17 protein-coding genes are annotated in these 18890 nt (G+C 76.0%); 8 read left to right on the top strand and 9 right to left on the bottom strand.

Annotation, left to right across the window (positions count from 1 at the left end; all coding sequences use genetic code 11):
* Positions 1–117: 117 nt before the first annotated feature.
* Entirely contained in the window at positions 118–828 is a 711-nt protein-coding gene (locus ACI8AD_RS23620) for a sensor histidine kinase (RefSeq protein ID WP_456872969.1), read from the top strand.
* A gap of 9 nt (positions 829–837) precedes the next feature.
* On the opposite strand, the gene ACI8AD_RS23615 is transcribed toward ACI8AD_RS23620, so the two are convergent.
* The 3 genes from ACI8AD_RS23615 to ACI8AD_RS23605 all read right to left on the bottom strand — a co-directional run bounded on the left by ACI8AD_RS23615 (position 838) and on the right by ACI8AD_RS23605 (position 5590).
* The gene (locus ACI8AD_RS23615; RefSeq protein ID WP_456872968.1) at positions 838–1869 is read right to left on the bottom strand and encodes a sigma-70 family RNA polymerase sigma factor; all 1032 of its coding nucleotides are present in this window, start codon (positions 1867–1869) and stop codon (positions 838–840) included.
* A 189-nt stretch (positions 1870–2058) separates the two neighbouring features.
* On the bottom strand, positions 2059–3855 hold the full coding sequence (locus ACI8AD_RS23610; protein ID WP_456872967.1) for a bifunctional metallophosphatase/5'-nucleotidase: 1797 nt from the start codon (positions 3853–3855) through the stop codon (positions 2059–2061).
* 94 nt (positions 3856–3949) lie between these two features.
* Positions 3950–5590: a hypothetical protein gene (locus ACI8AD_RS23605; RefSeq protein ID WP_456872966.1), complete on the bottom strand. Its 1641-nt coding sequence runs from the start codon at positions 5588–5590 to the stop codon at positions 3950–3952.
* A 245-nt stretch (positions 5591–5835) separates the two neighbouring features.
* On the opposite strand from ACI8AD_RS23605, the gene ACI8AD_RS23600 reads away from it, so the two are divergent.
* Both ACI8AD_RS23600 and ACI8AD_RS23595 read left to right on the top strand, forming a co-directional pair.
* On the top strand, positions 5836–7134 hold the full coding sequence (locus ACI8AD_RS23600; RefSeq protein ID WP_456872965.1) for a sensor histidine kinase: 1299 nt from the start codon (positions 5836–5838) through the stop codon (positions 7132–7134).
* The gene (locus tag ACI8AD_RS23595) at positions 7131–7796 is read left to right on the top strand and encodes a response regulator (protein WP_456872964.1); all 666 of its coding nucleotides are present in this window, start codon (positions 7131–7133) and stop codon (positions 7794–7796) included. Before ACI8AD_RS23600 ends, ACI8AD_RS23595 begins: the two co-directional genes overlap by 4 nt.
* On the opposite strand, the gene ACI8AD_RS23590 is transcribed toward ACI8AD_RS23595, so the two are convergent.
* Positions 7781–8209: a hypothetical protein gene (locus ACI8AD_RS23590; RefSeq protein ID WP_456872963.1), complete on the bottom strand. Its 429-nt coding sequence runs from the start codon at positions 8207–8209 to the stop codon at positions 7781–7783. The genes ACI8AD_RS23595 and ACI8AD_RS23590 overlap by 16 nt on opposite strands.
* 64 nt (positions 8210–8273) lie before the next feature.
* Between ACI8AD_RS23590 and ACI8AD_RS23585 the strand changes: the two genes are divergently transcribed.
* Positions 8274–9512, top strand: a complete 1239-nt coding sequence (locus tag ACI8AD_RS23585; RefSeq protein WP_456872962.1) for a GNAT family N-acetyltransferase — start codon at positions 8274–8276, stop codon at positions 9510–9512.
* 3 nt (positions 9513–9515) lie between these two features.
* On the opposite strand, the gene ACI8AD_RS23580 is transcribed toward ACI8AD_RS23585, so the two are convergent.
* A complete protein-coding gene (locus tag ACI8AD_RS23580) occupies positions 9516–10007 on the bottom strand; it encodes a ribose-5-phosphate isomerase (RefSeq protein ID WP_089406112.1) in 492 nt (163 codons plus the stop codon).
* A 25-nt stretch (positions 10008–10032) separates the two neighbouring features.
* On the opposite strand from ACI8AD_RS23580, the gene ACI8AD_RS23575 reads away from it, so the two are divergent.
* Positions 10033–10707 (top strand): DUF429 domain-containing protein, encoded by a 675-nt coding sequence (locus tag ACI8AD_RS23575; protein WP_456872961.1) that lies wholly within the window; start codon positions 10033–10035, stop codon positions 10705–10707.
* The gene (locus ACI8AD_RS23570) at positions 10704–11465 is read left to right on the top strand and encodes an MBL fold metallo-hydrolase (RefSeq protein ID WP_456872960.1); all 762 of its coding nucleotides are present in this window, start codon (positions 10704–10706) and stop codon (positions 11463–11465) included. Before ACI8AD_RS23575 ends, ACI8AD_RS23570 begins: the two co-directional genes overlap by 4 nt.
* Positions 11466–11523: 58 nt before the next feature.
* On the opposite strand, the gene ACI8AD_RS23565 is transcribed toward ACI8AD_RS23570, so the two are convergent.
* Complete coding sequence (locus tag ACI8AD_RS23565) at positions 11524–12186, bottom strand: mycothiol-dependent nitroreductase Rv2466c family protein (RefSeq protein WP_456872959.1); 663 nt, start codon at positions 12184–12186, stop codon at positions 11524–11526.
* A gap of 135 nt (positions 12187–12321) precedes the next feature.
* On the opposite strand from ACI8AD_RS23565, the gene pepN reads away from it, so the two are divergent.
* Entirely contained in the window at positions 12322–14871 is a 2550-nt protein-coding gene (gene pepN, locus ACI8AD_RS23560) for an aminopeptidase N (protein WP_456872958.1), read from the top strand.
* A 181-nt stretch (positions 14872–15052) separates the two neighbouring features.
* Here the strand turns inward: pepN and ACI8AD_RS23555 are convergent, their stop codons facing one another.
* Genes ACI8AD_RS23555 through ACI8AD_RS23545 form a run of 3 tightly spaced genes read right to left on the bottom strand, consistent with a single transcriptional unit; the run spans position 15053 to position 17450 of the window.
* Entirely contained in the window at positions 15053–15505 is a 453-nt protein-coding gene (locus ACI8AD_RS23555; RefSeq protein ID WP_089406116.1) for a DUF5130 family protein, read from the bottom strand.
* Between the two features lie 58 nt (positions 15506–15563).
* Complete coding sequence (gene ctaJ, locus ACI8AD_RS23550) at positions 15564–15986, bottom strand: aa3-type cytochrome oxidase subunit CtaJ (RefSeq protein ID WP_456872957.1); 423 nt, start codon at positions 15984–15986, stop codon at positions 15564–15566.
* A gap of 30 nt (positions 15987–16016) precedes the next feature.
* A complete protein-coding gene (locus ACI8AD_RS23545) occupies positions 16017–17450 on the bottom strand; it encodes an amidase (protein WP_456872956.1) in 1434 nt (477 codons plus the stop codon).
* Positions 17451–17487: 37 nt separating this feature from the next.
* Here ACI8AD_RS23545 and kynU point away from each other — a divergent pair, with 37 nt between their 5' ends.
* Positions 17488–18753, top strand: coding sequence for a kynureninase (gene kynU / locus ACI8AD_RS23540; protein ID WP_456872955.1), 1266 nt, complete (start codon positions 17488–17490; stop codon positions 18751–18753).
* Positions 18754–18890: the final 137 nt, after the last annotated feature.

Below are 18890 nucleotides of genomic sequence, written 5' to 3'. Positions count from 1 at the left end.
CCCCCCCCCCCCCCCCCCCCCCCCCCCCCCCCCCCCCCCCCCCCCCCCCCCCCCCCCCCCCCCCCCCCCCCCCCCCCCCCCCCCGAGGCCGTCCGGCTGGTCGGCGACTTCGACGGCATGGCCGCCGCGCTGCAGCGGCTGGACACCGAGCGGCGGGCGACCGCGGCCGCGGTCGCCCACGAGCTGCGGACCCCGCTGACCGTCCTGCAGGGGCGGCTGGAGGCGGTGCGCGACGGTGTGCTGCCCCTCGATGCCGACGGCGTCGCCGGCCTGGTGCAGCAGACGCGCACCCTCGCCCGGCTGGTGGAGGACCTGCGGACCCTCAGCCTGGCCGACGCGGGCCGGCTGTCGCTGCAGCGGCGCCCGGTCGACCTCGCCGCCTTGGCCGCCGGCGTGCTCGACGGCTTCCGCGCCCGGGCTGCCGAGGCCGGCGTCCGGCTGCTCCTGGACCCGCCGCCGGGCACGCTCGAGGTCACCGCCGACCCCGAACGGCTCACCCAGGTGCTCGGCAACCTCCTCGACAACGCGCTGCGGCACACCCCCGCCGGCGGCCGGGTCGCCGTCGCGCTCGGCCGGCGCGACGGCGACGCCCGCCTGACCGTCCGGGACACCGGCACCGGCCTGGCAGCGGAGGACGCCGACCGCGTCTTCGACCGCTTCTGGCGCGCCGACCCGCCGCGGTCACGGGAGACCGGCGGCACCGGCCAGGGCCTCGCCGTCGTCCGCGCCCTCGTCGAGGCCCACGGTGGCCGGGTTACCGCCCGGGGACTGCCGGCCGGCGGGGCGGAGTTCGACGTCCGGCTGCCGGCCGGCCGGGGACGTCCCTGACCGCCGGCGTCAGGGACGGGCCTCGTCCAGCTCCTCGGCGCCCAGCTCCTCCTGGTCCAGCTCCTCGGCGGAGGGCAGTCCGAGCCGGCGGAAGAGGTCGTTGTCGAGGTCGAGGAAGCTGGTGATGTGCCGGATCCGGCCGTCCTCGATCTCCAGCACGTGCAGCGCCCAGGGCGCGTGGCCGCCGTCGGCGGTGGGCCGGTACTGGGCCACCGCGGGGCTGCCGTTTGCCTCGGTCTGCAGCAGCCGGGAGTTCCGGCAGCCGCTGCCGGGGCCGAGCATCCACGTGCCGATGTCGGCCGCGCTGCCCAGCCACATCTCGAACGGCGGCATGTGCTGGGTGGCGTCCTCGTGCAGCAGCTTCACGAAGGCGTCGATGTCGTACCGCTCGAACGCGTCGAGGTAGCGGGCGAGCAGCTCGCGGTGGTCGGCGTCGAGGGGCCGCTCCTCGGGGGCGCCGCCCATCGCGGCCAGGGTGGCGCGGGCCCGCTGCAGTGCGCTGTTGACCGAGGCGACCGTGCTGTCGAGCAGCTCGGCCACCTCGTCGGCGTGCCAGCGCAGCACGTCGCGCAGCAGCAGCACGACGCGCTGCCGCGGCGGCAGGTGCTGCAGCGCCGCGACGAAGGCCAGCCGCACCGACTCCCGGGCCACCGCCCGCTCGGCGGGGTCGCCGTCCTCGGGGAGGACCTGCCGGTCGAGGACCGGCTCGACCCAGGCCTCGGCCGGCCGCTTGGCGGCCAGCGAGGCCTCCACCGGCGACCAGGACTGGCCCGAGAGGTCCATCGGCAGCGCCCGGCGCTGCCGGCCGGAGAGCTGGTCGAGGCAGACGTTGGTGGCGATGCGGTAGAGCCAGGACCGCAGCGAGGAGCGCCCCTCGAAGTCGGCCAGGCTCTTCCACGCCCGGACCAGCGTCTCCTGCACCGCGTCGTCGGCGTCGAAGCTCGACCCGAGCATCCGGTAGCAGTACCCGGTCAGCTCGCGCCGGTGCTCCAGCAACCGTGGGTCGATCTCACCGGACACCCCGCTCAGCACGCTGGTCACTCCGGGCTCCCTCCCTGGTCGGCACCCCTGTCGACGTCCTCCGTCGGCGAGGCGTGCAGTCCACCACGGGGCACCGACCGAACGGGAGCCCCGGAGTGCGCTCCCCGCCCGGACGGGCGGGCGGGGAGCCGGCCCCCCTGCAGGGTCCCGCCACGAGCGTGCGAGTGGCGGGGGCAGGGGGGTCCTTCCTCACGGCACCAGTGGCTGACCGTCGCGCACGAGGCGCCAGTTCTCGGCGGCGAAGTCCACCGGGTCGATGACGCCGGTCGACTGCGCGCGCTCGATGAGCAGCTGGCGGATCTCCTGCTGCTCGTTGTAGATCACCGGCGCGGTCGAGATGGCCGGGAAGCCGCCCCCGCCCGAGCGCCGGTAGTTGTTCACCGCGACGACGAACCGGGCGTCGTCATCCACCGGCTGCCCGTCGTAGGACAGGTCCACGATCCGCGACCCGACCGGCTGCGCGAGGTCGACGTCGTAGGTGACGCCGGACAGCTGGTCGTAGTTGTAGTCGGGGATCCCGTTCGGCGCCTCGGCGACCAAGGCGTTGGTGAGCGTCGCCGGGTCGACCGCGCCGGTGGCCGGCGCGGGCTCGTAGTACCGGGCCGAGTACTCGAGGTACTCCCGCAGCTGGGCGCCGGTCAGCGTCACCGCCTCGAGGGTGTTGTCGAAGACGTAGAGCCCGGCGATGTCCCGGACCGTGACGTCACCGGCCGGGAAGGTCGCCGTCCGGCTGAACGGCGCGGCGATCGACAGCACCGGCAGGTCGGCGTACTCCGTCCCCTCGAGCGCGGCGTCGACGGTGTCGGTCTGGACGTCCTGGACGAAGTCGAGGATCGAGGTGTCCTCCCAGGGGCTGGTGGCCGCCGACAGGGCCTGCGCCGAGGTGGCGACGACCTGGTTGACGTAGCCGACCGTGGTCTCGTGCGCCGCGGCGGTCGCGGCGAGCACCTCGGGGTCCTCGGGGTGGTCCTTGGTCCGCAGCGCCTCGGCCGTGACGCCGGTGACGTCCCACTGGCCGCGGGTCTTGGCCAGCGCGACGTCGACCCGGCTGACGGTGGCGCCCCAGCGGTAGGGCTGGGTGAGCACGACGTCCTCGCCGGTCACCTCGTTGCGCACGACCTGCGACGGCTTGTCGAGGTGGGTGTGGCCGACCACCATCGCGTCGATGCCGGGCACGGTGCGGGCGATGACGTCGGTCGGGTTCTCGGTCGGGGCGGCGTCGGGCCCGTAGGACGACGTGCCGCCCACGCCCGCGTGCGACAGCACCACGACGACGTCGGCCTGCCGGTCGACGATCGGCACCCAGTGCTCCGCCGCGGCCACCATGTCCTGGAACTCGACCCGGCCCTCCACGTTGGCGCGGTCCCAGATGGCCGAGCCGGGCGTGGTCAGCCCCAGGATGCCGACGGTCACCGGCTTGTGGCCGGGCACCTGCACCTTCTGCAGGGTGTAGGGCGGCAGGTAGGGCTCCCCGGTGGCGGCGTCGAGGACGTTCGCGCCGAGCACCGGGTGGTCGACGTCGTCGGTGTAGGCCTGCAGCAGGTCCAGCCCGTAGTTGAACTCGTGGTTGCCCACGACCTGGGCGTCGTAGCCGATCGCGTCGTAGGCGGCGGCCATCGGGTGCTCGGCGCCGGTCTCGGTGACCGGCTCCTGGCGCGCGTAGTAGTAGCTCAGCGGCGTGCCCTGCAGGAAGTCGCCGTTGTCGACGACGAGGACGCGCTCGTCCCCCTCCTCGGCGCGCACCTGGTCGACGACCGAGCCGACCCGGGCCAGGCCGGTCGTGTCCCCGGAGCGCTCGGTGTAGGGCGCGTTCTTGAAGTAGTCCCAGTCCTGGACCCGGCCGTGCAGGTCCGTGGTGGCCAGCAGGGTGATGTCGAGCTCGTCGGACGGGCCGGGCGGCGCTGCCGCCGCGGGCGTCGTCGCCCCGGCGGCCACGGCCAGCACGGCCACCCCGGCCGAGAGAGCCCAGTTCCTGCGTCGTTGCATGCGGTTGTCGTCCCCTCGCGTTCGCACGCCCGGCGGTCGCGGGCGCCGAGGGACGGTAACCCGTGACGGACGGTTCCGCCACGATCCCGGTGTGTTACTGGTAGGTGATCAGCTGGGGACGCGGCGAGACCTGGGCGATCGTCTCCTCCGGGGTGAGCATCGGGACGTCCTCGTCGTAGAAGTTCTTCCAGCCCCAGTTCAGCCCCGGCGGCCCCACGCTCTGCAGCACCCGCCAGGTGTCCTGCTTGGCCGGCTGCGAGCCCTGCCCGTCGACGTGCACCATGACCGCCAGCTCGTCGCGGGACAGGTCGACCTGCTCGCGGCCGGGGATCATGTCCACCCGGAACTGGTGCAGGACCAGCAGCTTCTGCGGCAGCTGCTTCTCGCGGGTGAGGTCGGCCAGCCAGGTGACCACCCGGTTGACCTCCTCGATCGAGACCGAGCCGATCTGGGTCAGGTGCACCTCGTTCGGCGCGAGCCGCCACTCCGGGTCCAGCGCCAGCCCCACGTAGGGCAGCTCCAGCAGCGGGCGGTACAGCTCGGCCTGGGTGACGAAGTCGGCGCGGCCGGGCTGCAGGTCGATCACGACGTAGAGGCCCGCGGCGCCGGCGGCCTCCACCCACGGCCGCAGCTCGTCGACCGGCGTCTCGAAGGAGTAGTCGTTGCCGTCGGTCGGGAACGCCGAGGCCACCGTGGCGATGATCTCGAAGGACGGGACGACGGTGGCGTCGGGCACGAGGGCCTCGTAGGGCGCGGCGTGGTCGCGGGCCCGCTGGATCGACGCCTGGACGTCCTGCTCCCCCAGCACGCCGAGCGAGGCGGTGCCCGGGTGCCCGTAGAGCGCCACCATGAAGTGCTCGGGGAACAGCAGCTGCCCGCCGCCGGGCAGCTGCGTACCGGTCGCGGCGGTCGCCAGCTTCCAGTCCAGCCCCTCCTCGGCGCCGAAGGCGGCCCCCAGGGCGACGACGGTGTCCGCGCCGGCCACCGCCTCGACGACGTCCCCGGAGGAGCGCGGGTCGGTCTGTCCCTCGGTGACCTGCACCCGCGCGCCGGCGGCCCGGGCGGTGGCGACGCCGGCCAGCGCGGCGGGGTCGCCGTCGGCGAGGACCACGGTGGTCTCCAGCGGCTCGCCGCGCTCGACCGCGGGCAGCTCGCCGGAGGACTCGCCGTCGGCCGGCTCCCCGGCGTCCTCGGGGAGCAGCGCGGCGGGCGCGTCCGGCTCGAGGGCGGCAACCGCGGCGGCCTCGCCGCCGGCGGGCACCGGGTCGGCGTCGGCGAGGTCGAGGCCGGTGGCCGCGGCGACGGCGTCGGCGGTGGCCGGGACGGACACGACCTCGACGTCCCCGGGCGCGGCGTCGGCCCCCACCGCGAGCACGGTGCCGGCGCCCAGCCGGTCGAGCTCGGTGGCGACCGCGTCGTCGGAGCCCTCGCCCTCGGGGTCGAGCAGCAGCGGGACGCCCAGGCCGACGGCCGCCGACGACGCCAGCAGCGTGGCCGCGGAGTCGCCCGCGGGGGCGACCACGGCGACGTCGGACTCCGCGAACAGCGCCCGGCTCGCGCTGACCGCGGCGGCGACGGGCTCGGCGTCGGCGACCACGGTCAGCCGCTCGCCGGGGGCGGCGGTGGCGGCCCGCGCGGGCTCCGCGTCCCCGCCGCCGGCACCGCCGCCGGAGGAGGTGCAGCCGGCGGCGAGCAGCAGGGCGCTCACGGCGAGGGGGGCGGCCCGATGGCGCACGCGCGGCACCTCCGTCCGCCGGGCACCCGGTCGCGGGGAGCGCGACGGCGGCGGCGCGCCCGGCGCCTCGACAGTAGCGACGTCCTGGACACCGCCGCCCGCCGCCGGGACGATCGGCGCTCGACATGGACCTCGACACGGACGCAGACGCAGACGCAGACGGCAGCCGCTGTCGGGCCAGCCCGACAGCGGATCGACCGGGTGACGGGATCGGCCGGCCGGCGGCGCGTCGGCAGGCTCGGGTCATGACCAGCGAGACCCTCGTGATGCCCACCGCGACCACCCCCTACCGCTCCCGCGTGGCCCGCCAGGCCCTGGTCGACTCCGGCTACGCACTGCTGTCGCTGCCGATCGGCGTGTTCGCCTTCACCCTCGTCGTCACGGGCGTGGCGGTCGGGGTCGGCACGCTGGTGATCTGGGTCGGGGTCGCCGTCCTCGCCGGGACGCTGCTGGCCGCCCGCGGTCTGGCCGCCGCCGAGCGGGCGCAGCTGCCGGCGGTGCTGGGCCACGAGGTCCCCCGGCCGGCCTACCTGACCCCCGACGGCGGCCGGGTGCGCCGGCTGCTGACCCCGCTGCGCGACCCGCAGTCCTGGCTCGACGCGCTGCACGCGGTGCTGCGGCTGCCGGCGGCCGTGCTCGCCTTCTCGGTCACCGTGACGACGTGGGCGCTGGCGCTGGGCGGGCTGACCTACTGGGCCTGGGACTGGGCGCTGCCCGACCCGTCGGCCGACCCCGAGAACGCCGACCTGCTCGAGCTCCTCGGCCTCGAGTCCTCCCCCGCCCGGCGGATCCTGCTGTACGTGGCCGTGGGCGTCGTCGCCGCGGTGCTGCTGCCCGTCGTCGTGCGCGGTGTCGCCCTGCTGCACGCCGGACTCGGCCGGGTGCTGCTCACCTCGCGGGCCGCGACCCAGGCCGAGATCGGCCGGCTCTCCCGCGGCCGCGACGCCGCCGTCGCCGCCGAGGCCGTGGCGCTGCGCCGCCTGGAGCGCGACATCCACGACGGCCCGCAGCAGCACCTGGTGCGCCTCGGCATGGACCTCTCCCGGGCGCAGCGGCAGCTCGACCGCGACCCTGCCGCCGCCCGCACCACGATCACCGAGGCCGGCGTCCTCGCCCGCGAGGCGCTGGAGGAGCTGCGCGCGCTGTCCCGCGGCATCGCCCCGCCGGTGCTGGCCGACCGCGGCCTGGCCGCCGCGCTGGCCGCGCTGGCCGCCCGCTCGCCGGTGCCGGTCGAGCTGGCCGTCGACCTGCCGGAGCAGCGCCTGGCCCCGGCCACCGAGAACACCGCCTACTTCGTCGTCAGCGAGGCGCTGGCCAACGTCGCCAAGCACAGCGGGGCCCGCGTGTGCCGGGTCGAGGTGGGCCGGTCCGGCGACCTGCTGCGGGTGGTGGTCGAGGACGACGGCGCCGGCGGTGCGCTGACCGTGCCCGGCCACGGCCTGGCCGGGCTGGCCGACCGGCTGCGGGCGGTGGACGGGGTGCTGACCGTCGACAGCCCGCCCGGTGGCCCCACGCGCACGGTCGCCGAGCTGCCGTGGGCGTGAGCGAGCCCGGCCGGCCGCTGCGGGTGGTGCTCGCCGAGGACTCGGTCCTGCTCCGCGAGGGGCTGGTCCGGCTGCTCGAGGAGGCGGGCACCACCGTGGTGGCCGCGGTCGGCGACGGCCCCTCGCTGGTGCGCGCGGTCGGCGAGCTGCGGCCCGACGTCGCCGTCGTCGACGTGCGGATGCCGCCCACCCACACCGACGAGGGGCTGCGCGCCGCCGTCGAGGTGCGCCGGGCGGTGCCGGGGACGGCGGTGCTGGTGCTCTCGCAGTACGTCGAGGTCGCCTACGCCGACGAGCTGCTGGCCGACGGCCGCGGCGGCGCCGGCTACCTGCTCAAGGACCGGGTCACCGACCTCGACCAGCTGCTGGCCGCGCTCGACGACGTCGTCGCGGGCGGCACGGTGCTCGACCCGCAGGTGGTGGCCCAGCTGTTCGCCCGGCGCCGCGCCGACGACCCGGTGCGCCGGCTGACCCCGCGGGAGCGCGAGGTGCTCGGGCTGATCGCCGAGGGGCACTCCAACACCGCGATCGCCCGCGTCCTGGTGGTCACCCCCGGCGCGGTGGAGAAGCACACGCAGCGGATCTTCGCCAAGCTCGGCCTGGCCCCCGACGAGGACCGCAACAGCCGGGTGATGGCGACGCTGGCCTACCTGCGCGGCTGATCGGCCAGCGCCGCCTCGACGTTGGCCACCATCCGCGCCAGCCCGGCCACGACCGCGGCGTACTCCTCGGCGGTCAGCCCGTCGGCCACGCGGCGGCGGAAGGCCCCGACGGCGGCGGCCAGCCGCTCGTGCGCGACCCGCCCGTCCGCGGTGAGCGCGAGCGTCCCGGCGTCGTCGGCCAGCCAGCCGCGGGCGGCCAGGTCGGCGAGCGCGGCGCCGAGGTCCTCCGGCCCGGCGAAACCGGCCAGCGCGGCGTGCAGGTCCGCGCGCGGCACCGGCGCGCCGGCCACCGACTGCAGCAGCTGCCAGTGCCGGCGGGTCAGCCCCTCCCCCACGACGACGCCGTCGAGACCCTCCTCGAGCAGCTCGTCGAGCCGCCTGACCCACCACCCGACCGGCCGCTGTCCCTGCACGCGGGCATCGTGGCACCGCGGAACACGGTCGCGGGACGTCGTCCCCGCCCGGTAGACAGCAGGGGTGACCGATGCCGCCGACCTGCGCCCCGCGACCGCCGAGGAGTGGCCGGCCTTCGGCCGCGCCCTGTTCGACACCTTCGGCGAGGAGCCGCCGGGCTCGTTCCTCGAGCGCGTCCCCGTCACCGCCGAGCTCGACCGGTCGCTGGGGCTGTGGGAGGGCGACCGCGTGGTCGCCACCTCGGGCGTCTACACCCGGGAGCTGACCGTGCCCGGCGGGGTCGTCCCGTGCGCCGCGGTCACCTGGGTGACCGTGGCGCCGACGCACCGGCGCCGCGGCCTGCTGACGGCGATCATGCGGCGCCAGCTCACCGAGCTGCACGAGCAGGAACGCGAGCCGGTCGCGGCGCTGTGGGCCTCGGAGTCGTCGATCTACGGCCGCTTCGGCTACGCCCCGGCCACCGTGCGCGGCGGCCTGTCCGGCGACGTCGCGCGGATGCGGCTGCGGCCCGACGTCGACCTGGGCACCGGGCGGGTGGAGCTGGTCGGCGCCGACGACTACCGCGCGGCCGTCGTCGGCCTCCACGACCGGCTGCGCCGCACGGTGCCGGGCAACCTGGACCGCGACGAGCGCTGGTGGGGCCGGCTGCTGGAGGACGACCCGGGCCAGCGCCGCGGCGCCACCGAGCGCCGGTACCTGCTGCACACCGAGACCGACGGGACGGTCACCGGCTACGCCGCCTACCGGGTGAAGGCGCACTGGACCGACGACGGCCAGCCCGACGGCACCGTCGACGTCGAGGAGCTGCGCGGCGCCGGCCCGTCGGCGCACGCGGCGCTGTGGCGGTTCGTGCTGTCGCTGGACCTGGTCCGCACGGTGCGCGCGTCGACCGCCTCGCCCGACGAGCCGCTGCGGCACCTGCTGGCCGAGCCGCGGGCGCTGCGCTCGCAGCCGTTCGACGCGCTGTGGGTCCGACTGGTCGACGTCGGCCGCGCCCTGGCCGCCCGCCGCTACCCCGCCGTGGTCGAGCTGGTCGTCGAGGTGCGCGACCGCACCTGCCCCTGGAACGACGGCCGCTGGTGGCTGCGCGGTCACCCGGCGGGGGCGTGGTGCGCCCGCACCGAGGCCGACGCCGACCTGGTGGTCGACGTCGAGGCGCTGGGCGCCGCCTACCTGGGCGGGGTGTCGCTGGCGACGATGCAGGCCGCCGGACGGGTGACCGAGGTGAGCCCGGGCGCGGTGACCCAGGCCGCCACGGCGTTCCGCTGGCCGGTCACCCCGTGGTGCCCGGACGAGTTCTGATCCTCAGACGACGTCGCCGCGGGTCGGCAGGCCGCCGGCGGGGCGGTGGCGGTTCTGCTCGTAGTCCGAGATCAGCCCGATCCGCCGGACGTGCCGCTCGTCGCCGCTGAACGGGGTGCGGAGGAACTCCATCACCAGCGCGGTGGCCTCCTCGACGGAGTGCTGCCGGGCGCCGACGGAGACGACGTTGGCGTCGTTGTGCTGGCGGGCCAGCTGCGCGGTCTCGGTGTTCCACACCAGCGCGGCGCGCACGCCAGGCACCTTGTTGGCCGCGATCTGCTCGCCGTTGCCCGAGCCGCCGATGACCACGCCGAGGCTGCCCGGCTCGACCACCACGCGCTCACCGACCTCGATGCAGAACGGCGGGTAGTCGTCCTGCGGGTCGTAGTCGAAGGCGCCGCAGTCGACCGGCTCGTGACCGGCCTCGGTGAGCGCCTGCTTGAGGTGCTCCTTGAACTCCAGCCCGGCGTGGTCGGTGCCGACGAAGACGCGCATGGGCCGAGTCTGTCAGGGTCGGCCCGTGGCGGTGCTCGGGGTCGACGGCTGGCGCGGGCGCTGGGTGGGGGCGCTGCTCGAGGGGCGGTCGGTCCGCCTGCTGGACCTGCCCGACGCCGCCGCCGTCCTCGCCGTGCCGGACGTGGCGGTGGTCGCCGTCGACATGCCGATCGGGCTGTCCGACGACGGCCCGCGGGCCTGTGACGTCGCCGCGCGGGACGCCCTGCGCGGGCGAGGCGCGGCCGGCTCGGTCTTCCCCGCGCCGGTCAGGGCGGTCCTGGCCGCCCGGGACTACGCCCACGCCCGCGAGCTGTCGGTCGCGGCGACCCGCGGGCGGTCAGTGTCGGCGCAGTCCTTCCAGCTGACGCGCGCGATCCGCGACCTCGACGACGCCCTCGGGCAGCCGGCCGACCCCCGGGTCCACGAGGTGCACCCGGAGCTGGCGTTCCGCCGGCTCGACGACCGGGTGCGCGACCCGAAGTCCACGGCGCGGGGTCAGGGGCAGCGGCTGCGCGCCCTCACGCCGGTCATGGACGTCCTGGACGCGCTGTCCGGGGCACCGGAGGGCGTTCCTGCCGTCGACGCGCTCGACGCGTGCGCCGCCGCGTGGTCGGCGCGGCGGGTGGCCGACGGCGACGCGGAGTGCGTGGGCGACGGGTCGACCGACGCCCGCGGCCGGCCGATGCGGATCTGCTGGTGAGCGTCACCGAGGTCGCCGACGGCGTGTTCGTCCGGCGGCACGCGTCCCTCGACCTCAACTGCGGCCTGGTGGTGGGCGACGGCGCCTGCCTCGTCGTCGACACCCGCTCGTCCCTGGCCGAGGCCGCCGACCTCGCCGCCGCCGTCCGGCAGGTGACCCCACACCCGTGGACGGTCGTGAACACCCACGCCCACTACGACCACTGCTTCGGCAACGCGGCGTTCCGGCCGGCGACGGTGTGGGGCACGCGCGGCTGCGCGGCCGACCTGCGGGCCACCGGCGAGGCGCAGCGCGCGGCACGGGTCGCCGAGCTGCGCGCCGCCGGCGACGACGCGGCCGCCGAGCAGGTGCGGCAGGCGCCGCTGGACCCGCCGGACGCGCTGGTCGACGACGTGGCGGTGCTCGACGTCGGCGGGGTCGAGGTGGTGCTGCGGTTCCTCGGCCGCGGGCACACCGGGCACGACCTCGTCGTCGAGGTGGAGGACGGGACCGTGTTCGCCGGCGACCTGGTCGAGCAGGGCGCCCCGCCGGCGTTCGAGGACGCCTTCCCCGCCGAGTGGCCCGCGACGCTGGGCCGGCTGCACGCGCTCGCGCGGGGCGCCGTCGTCCCGGGGCACGGCGCCGTCGTCGACGCCGACTTCGTCGGGGCCCAGCGCGAGGAGCTGCTCGCGGTGCTGGCCGCGGTCCGGGCCGGCGACCTGGACCGGGGGCCCTACGACGCGGCGACCATGCGCGTGGCGGCCGCCCGGCTCCGGTGAGGCGCGTGCACTTCCGCGGATGTGCGCGGGGCACGTCCGCGGAAGTGCACGGTGGGGGTCAGCGGCGGGTCAGCTGCAGCACGTCGGCCGGCACCGAGGACATGTCCGGGCCGGAGGTGCGGGTGCGCTTGAGCTCCCAGAAGTCGGGGAGGTTGGCGAGCAGGACGGCGCCGTCGAAGGCGCGGCCGGCGTCCTCACCGGTGGGCACCCTGCTGATGACCGGGCCGAAGAACGCGACGCCGTCGATGTGCACGACCGGCGTGCCGACGTCGTCGCCGACCGGGTCCATGCCGGCGTGGTGGCTCTTCTCCAGCGCCTCGTCGTACTCGGTGGAGCCGGCCGCGTCGGCGAGCTCGGCGGGCAGGCCGACCTGCTCCAGGGCCGGGGCGATGATCTCGTCGAGCTCCTTGCCCTCGTGGTGCCGCAGCGTGCCCATGGCGGTGTAGAGGTCGCCGAGGACCTCCTCGCCGTGCTTCTCCGCGGCGGCGATCGCGACCCGGACCGGGCCGATCGCCTGCTCCATCATCTGCTGGTACTCCTCCGGCAGGTCCCGCCCGCGGTTGAGCACCGACAGCGACATGACGTGCCAGTGCAGGTCGATGTCGCGCACCTTCGCCGCCTCGAGGACCCAGCGGCTGGTCAGCCAGGCCCACGGGCACAGCGGGTCGAACCAGAAGTCCACCCGGGCCGTCGTGGGGGCGCTCTGCACTGCCTCGGTCATCGCGGGGACCCGCCTCTCGTCGTCGTCCGGCCGCCGGCGAGCGGCGGCCCCTCCACCGCTCGCAAGTGCCCCGGCCGGGCGGTTGTTCCCCCGTCGCCGCCGGGCGTGTCGGACGGCCGTGGGAAGCTGCCGCGTGTGGCCGTACCCAACCTGACCCGCGACGACGCCGCCGCGCGCGCCCGCCTGCTGGCCGTCGACAGCTACGACCTGGCGTTCGACCTGACCGACGGGGAGGGTCGCCCGGGCGCCGGGACCTTCCGCTCGACGACGACGGTGACCTTCACCTGCCGCGAGCCGGGGGCGGGGTCGTTCGTCGACCTGGTCGCCGAGACCGTCCGCTCGGCCACGCTCAACGGGGTGGAGCTCGACGTCTCCACCTACACCGAGGAGGGCGGCCTGCCGCTGCCCGACCTCGCCGCGGACAACACCCTCGTCGTCGACGCCGACTGCCGGTACTCCAACTCCGGGGAGGGCCTGCACCGCTTCCAGGACCCCGAGGACGGCCAGGTCTACCTCTACACGCACTTCGAGCCGGCCGAGGCCAAGCGCGTCTTCGCCTGCTTCGACCAGCCCGACCTCAAGGGCACCTACACCGTCCACGTCGTCGCGCCGTTCGACTGGCAGGTCGTGTCCAACACCGGCGACCGCACGATCGAGGCCGGTCCGGCCGGCTCGCAGCTGGTGCACTTCGGCGCCACCAAGCGGCTGTCGACCTACCTGTTCGCGCTGGTCGCCGGCCCCTACGCGCGGGTCACCGACGCCTACGAGGACATCCCGCTCGCGCTGTACTGCCGCGCCTCGCTGGCCGAGCACCTCGACCCCGACGAGCTGTTCCGGGTCACCAAGCAGGGCTTCGAGTTCTTCCAGCGGGTCTTCGACTACCCGTACCCGTTCGACAAGTACGACCAGCTGTTCGTGCCGGAGTTCAACGCCGGGGCGATGGAGAACGCCGGCGCGGTGACCATCCTGGAGGACTACGTCTTCCGATCCCGGGCCACGCGGGCCACCTACGAGCGCCGCGCCGAGACGGTGCTGCACGAGCTCGCGCACATGTGGTTCGGCGACCTGGTGACCATGCGCTGGTGGGACGACCTGTGGCTCAACGAGTCCTTCGCCACCTACATCTCCACGCTGTGCCAGGCCGAGGCCACCGAGTACACGACCGCGTGGACCACCTTCGCCAACGCCGAGAAGGCCTGGGCCTACGCGCAGGACCAGCTGCCCTCGACCCACCCGATCGCCGCCGACATGGTCGACGTCGCCGCCGTCGAGGTGAACTTCGACGGGATCACCTACGCCAAGGGCGCGTCGGTGCTCAAGCAGCTGGTGGCCTACGTCGGCCGCGAGGAGTTCCTCGCCGGCATCCGTCAGTACTTCCGCACCCACGAGTACGGCAACACCACGCTGGCCGACCTGCTCGACCCGCTGTCGGAGGCCACCGGCCGCGACCTCACCGAGTGGTCCCGGCAGTGGCTGGAGACCAGCCAGGTCAACACGCTGCGCCCGGTGTCCGAGGTCGGCGACGACGGCCGGTACACCTCCTTCGCCATCGAGCAGACCGCCGTCCCCGAGCACCCGGTGCTGCGCCGGCACCGGCTGGCCGTCGGCCTCTACGACCGCGGTCCCGAGGGGCTGACCCGCACCACCCGGGTGGAGCTCGACGTCGACGGCGAGCGGACCGAGGTGCCCGACCTGGTCGGCCACCCGGCCGCCGACCTGGTGCTGGTCAACGACGACGACCTCACCTACGCCAAGCTGCGCCTCGACGAGCGCTCGCTGGCCACGCTGCGCGAGGCGATCGGCGCCCTCTCCGACCCGCTGGCGCGGGCGCTGTGCTGGTCGGCGGCGTGGGACATGACCCGCGACGCCGAGCTGCCCGCCCGCGAGTGGGTGCAGCTGGTGCTGGCCGGCATCGACGCCGAGACCGAGATCAGCGTGGTGCAGTCGCTGCTCGCGCGGGTGCAGTCGGCGCTGACCTCCTACGCCGACCCGGCCTGGGCGCCCACCGGCTGGACGGCGCTGGCGGACGAGGCGCTGCAGGAGCTGGAGTCGGCCGAGCCGGGCAGCGACGTGCAGCTGCAGTGGTCGCGCACCCTCGCCGCCGCCGCGCGGACCGAGGAGCACGCCACGGTGCTGCGCGGGCTGCTCGACGGGTCGCGGACGGTCGAGGGGCTGGCCGTCGACGCCGACGCGCGCTGGGCCTTCCTCAACGGCCTGGTCGCGATCGGTGCGGCCGGTGACGCGGAGATCGACGCCGAGGCCGAGCGGGACGCCACCGCCACCGGCGCCCGGCGGGCCGCCACCGCGCGGGCGCTGCGGCCGACGGCGGAGGCCAAGGAGGAGGCGTGGAAGCGGGCCTTCCACGACGCCGACGTCCCCAACGCCGTGCACGAGGCGCTGGTGGCCGGGTTCTGGCACCCCGCGCAGCGCGAGCTCACCGCCGGGTACGTCGACCGCTACTTCGCCGAGATCGGCCCGATGTGGGAGCGCCGCCCGGGTGAGATCGCGAAGAACGCCGTCCAGTACCTGTTCCCGCCGGTGGTCGAGGAGCGCACGCTGCAGGCCGCCGACGCCTGGCTCGGGCAGGACGGCCAGCCCGCGCCGCTGCGCCGGCTGGTGACCGAGGGCCGTGACGGTATCGCCCGCGCGTTGCGCGCCCGGCAGCGGGACGCCGCCGCGAACTGACCCGCACGGCCACCGAGGGCCCGGGAGGACGCCGTCCTCCCGGGCCCTCGGCCGTGTCACCCCGCAGGTGCCGTCATCGCGACGGGGCACCACGTCCGCCCGGGAGCCGGAACGGCGGGAGCCCGGCCGGACGGGTGTCCGGCCGGGCTCCCGGCGTCGGTCGGGGCGCTCGTCCCGGGTGTCAGTGGGTGCGGGCGCTGCGCGGGTGACCCGCCTGGTCCGACAGCTGCCGCAGGCCGTTGACGATGCCGCCGACGAGGTCACCGGAGGCGAACGAGTTCGTCATCGACAGCACGGCCAGGGCACAGGCGCGGTCGGGCAGCCGGCGGGCGGACGCCGGCCCGGTGACCACCTCGATCACCCGCTGACCGGGCGAGACGGCGAGCAGCACCGAGTTCGCCGGGTCGCCGCCGCGGGCGTGCAGCTCCTCCGCGCGGATGCGGGTCTTCGGGCCGAGGTCGCCGATCCAGAGCGTGAAGCGCAGCCCCGTCTCGCGCGAGGCCATCGTGAGCGCCTCGTCGAGCCGGGCGAGCTCCCGGTAGCTGAAGATCGTGTCGTAGCCCTCGTCGGCCCGGTTGGGCGCGGTGTCGACGGTGCCCGTGTCGTGGGCCTCGGCCTGCAGGACGCGGGTCATCGCCGGCCTCCGGAGTGGGTGGTGGGGTGGGTGCGGCTCATCGGGTCACCGGTCCTGCTCACCAGGTCCCGCGCGCGCCGCCGAGCGGGCCGACGGCGGCCGGCGCGGGCGAGGAGTCCGAGGCGATGACGTGGGAACCGATCGTCGACCCGTGGTCCGGCGACCCGGCCGCCGTCGCCCCGTGCGAGGTCGCGACCCCCGCGCCGTGGCCGGGGCCGTGCCCGTCACCGGAGCCGATCGCGGCGGGCTCGCCGTAGAGCGAGGACCCGACCGCCTGGGTGTCGCCCTGGCCCGCGGCGTGGGTGGGGGCGTTCGCCGGCTGCGGCTCGTACCAGACCGGCTCGTGGTCCCACGGCTGGCCCGGCTTGTACCGGACGCCCTGGCGCTTGCGGCCGCCGGGCAGGTAGGTCAGCGCCCACAGCAGGACGTACACGGCCAGCGGCGCGACGAGGAAGACGAGCAGGGTCTCGACGACGGTCACGACCCGGAATCTACCGCCCGCGGTGATCACCTATGCGTCTGCGTCCCAGCACGGCGGGTGCCGGTGCGCCCACGGCCGGGCCTGCTCCAGCTGGGCGGCGAGCGCGATCAGCGTCACCTCGTCGGCGGGGCGCCCGACGAGCATGGTGCCCACCGGGAGGCCGTCGTCGGTCCAGTGCAGCGGCACGCTGACGGCGGGCTGGCCGGTGACGTTGTAGAGCGCGGTGAAGGCGGCGTAGCTCTTCTGCCGCTCGAAGTCGGCCGCGCCGTCGCCGTCGGCGTCGAACCAGCCCAGCGGCCGCGGCGTCATGGTGGTCACCGGGGCGAGCAGGACGTCGAAGGCGTCGGTCGCCTGGACGTAGCGGCGGGAGAACAGCCGCAGCGCGGTGAGCGCCTCCATCGCCGACTGCGCCGTCTGGGCCAGCCCGCGGGCGCGCAGCTCCCGGGTGAGCGGCCGCAGCTCCCCCACCCGCTCCGGCGGCACCGGCAGCAGCGTCCCCGACAGCGACCACACCCGCTCGAAGGCGCCCAGGACGTCGGGGGTCAGCAGGCCGTCCGGCACGTCGGTGACCTCGTGCCCGAGCGACTCGAGCAGCCGCGCGGCGTCGTCGAGCGCGGCGGCGACCTCCGGCTGCACCACCGCGCCGGGCATCGGGGACTCCACCGCCCGGCCGATCCGCAGCCGCCCCACCGGCCGTTCGGCGGCGCCGAGGAACGTCTCCCCCGGCGGCAGCGGCGGCGCCCAGGCCGCGTCGCCGGTGACCGGCCCGGCCATCGCGTCGAGCAGGGCCGCGGCGTCGCGCACGGTCCGGGCGATCGGGCCGTTGGTGCCCAGCCCCGTGACGTCGCTGCCGAACGGCGCGTTGCTCACCCGGCCGCGGGCCGGCTTGATGCCGACCAGGCCGTTGACGCTCGCCGGGATGCGGATCGAGCCACCGCCGTCACTGCCCTGCGCGACGGGCAGCATCCCGGCGGCGACGGCGACTGCCGCCCCGCCGCTGGAGCCGCCGGCCAGGCGGGTGGGGTCCCAGGGGCAGCGCGCGGGACCGACGAGGTCGTTGTCGGTGTAGGCCGGGAACCCGAACTCCGGCGTGCTCGTCTTGCCCAGACTGATCGTCCCGGCAGCGGCGAGCCTGGTGACGACGGCGTCGTCGACGGTGGGGACGAAGTCGGCGAAGACCGTCGAGCCGAACGTGGTGCGCACGCCGGCGGTGTTGTTGAGGTCCTTGATCGCGGTCGGGACGCCCAGCAGCGGCGGCAGCGCACCCCCGCGCCGGGCCACCCGGTCGGCCCTCGCGGCGGCGGCCAGCGCCCGCTCGGGCGTGACTGTGACGAAGGCGCCGAGCCCGCCGTCGAGCGCCTCGATCCGGGACAGGGCGTGCCGCACCAGCTCGGTGGGGCTCACCTCCCCCGCCCGGACCGCGGCTGCCTGCTCCAGTGCGGTGAGGTCGTGCAGCTGCGTCACGGGGGGCGACGCTAGCCGGGGCCGGTACACAGGACCCGTGGACCTCACCCGCGCCGCCGCCGAGGCGCTCGACGACGCCGACCCCCTCGCCGGGTTCCGCAGCCGCTTCGCGGGCACCGACGACGACGGCCCCGACCGGCTGCTCTACCTCGACGGCAACTCGCTCGGCCGCATGCCGCGGGACACCCCGGCGGCGCTGGCCCGGGTCGCCGAGGAGGAGTGGGGCCGCGGGCTGGTGGGCTCGTGGGCGTCGTGGATCGACGTCGGCACGCGGGTCGGCGACGTCATCGGCACCGGCGTCCTGGGGGCCCGGCCCGGCGAGGTGCTGCTGGCCGACTCGACATCGGTCGACCTCTACAAGCTGCTCGTGGCCGCCGCCGACGCCCGCCCCGGCCGCGACGTGCTGGTGTGCTCCGCCGACGACTTCCCCACCGACCGCTACGTCGTCGCCGGGGTGGCCGCCGCGCGCGGGATGACCGTCCGGGAGGTGCCGGCCGACGTCGACGAGGGCCTCGACCCGGCGGTGCTCACCGATGCGCTGGACGAGCGGGTCGCCGTCGTCGTGCTGTCGGTGGTGGCCTACCGCTCGGGGGCGCTGGCCGACGTCGCGGCGGTGACGGCGGCCGCGCGCGAGGCCGGCGCGCTGGTCCTCTGGGACCTCTCGCACGCGGCGGGCGCGGTGACCCTGGACCTCGCGGCCACCGGCGTCGACCTCGCCGTCGGCTGCACCTACAAGTACCTCAACGGCGGGCCCGGGGCGCCGGCCTTCCTCTACGTGCGGCGGGAGCTGCAGGAGCAGCTGCGGCAGCCGATCTGGGGCTGGTTCGGCCAGCGCGACCAGTTCGCGATGGGCCCGGCCTACGACCCGGCACCCGGCATCGACCGCTTCGGCGTCGGCACGCCGCCGGTGCTGGCCGCCGCGGCGGTGGAGGTGGGCGCCGCACTGGTGGCCGAGGCGGGGATCGACCGGCTGGCGGCCAAGGGGCGGGCGATGACCGACCTGCTGGTGGCGCTGGCCGACGCCTGCCTCACCCCGCACGGCGTGGTGCTGGCCAGCCCCCGCGACCCGGCGCGGCGCGGCTCGCACGTGACGCTGGCGCACCCGGCGGCGTGGCAGCTGACCCAGGCGCTGGTCGACCGCGGCGTCGTCCCCGACTTCCGCACCCCCGACCGGGTGCGGCTGGGCCCGGCGCCGCTCTACACGCGGTTCGTCGACGTCTGGGACGCCGTCGACCGCTTCCGTGCCCTGCTCGAGGACGGCGCCTGGCGCGGCTACCCGCAGGAGCGCTCCCGCGTCACCTGACCTGGGCACTTCCGCGGAAGTGCCCGGGTCAGGTCCGTGCACTTCCCCGGCAGTGCCCGGGTCCGGGGGTCGGGCCGACGACCAGGTTCTCGGTGGCCGCCTAGGCCGCCCCCTGGTACCAGGTGATGAGGACCAGG

The sequence above is a fragment of the Geodermatophilus sp. SYSU D00766 genome (assembly GCF_054049915.1).
Note: the sequence above shows the minus strand (reverse complement) of the source record. Positions and strands in the feature narration are given on the sequence as shown.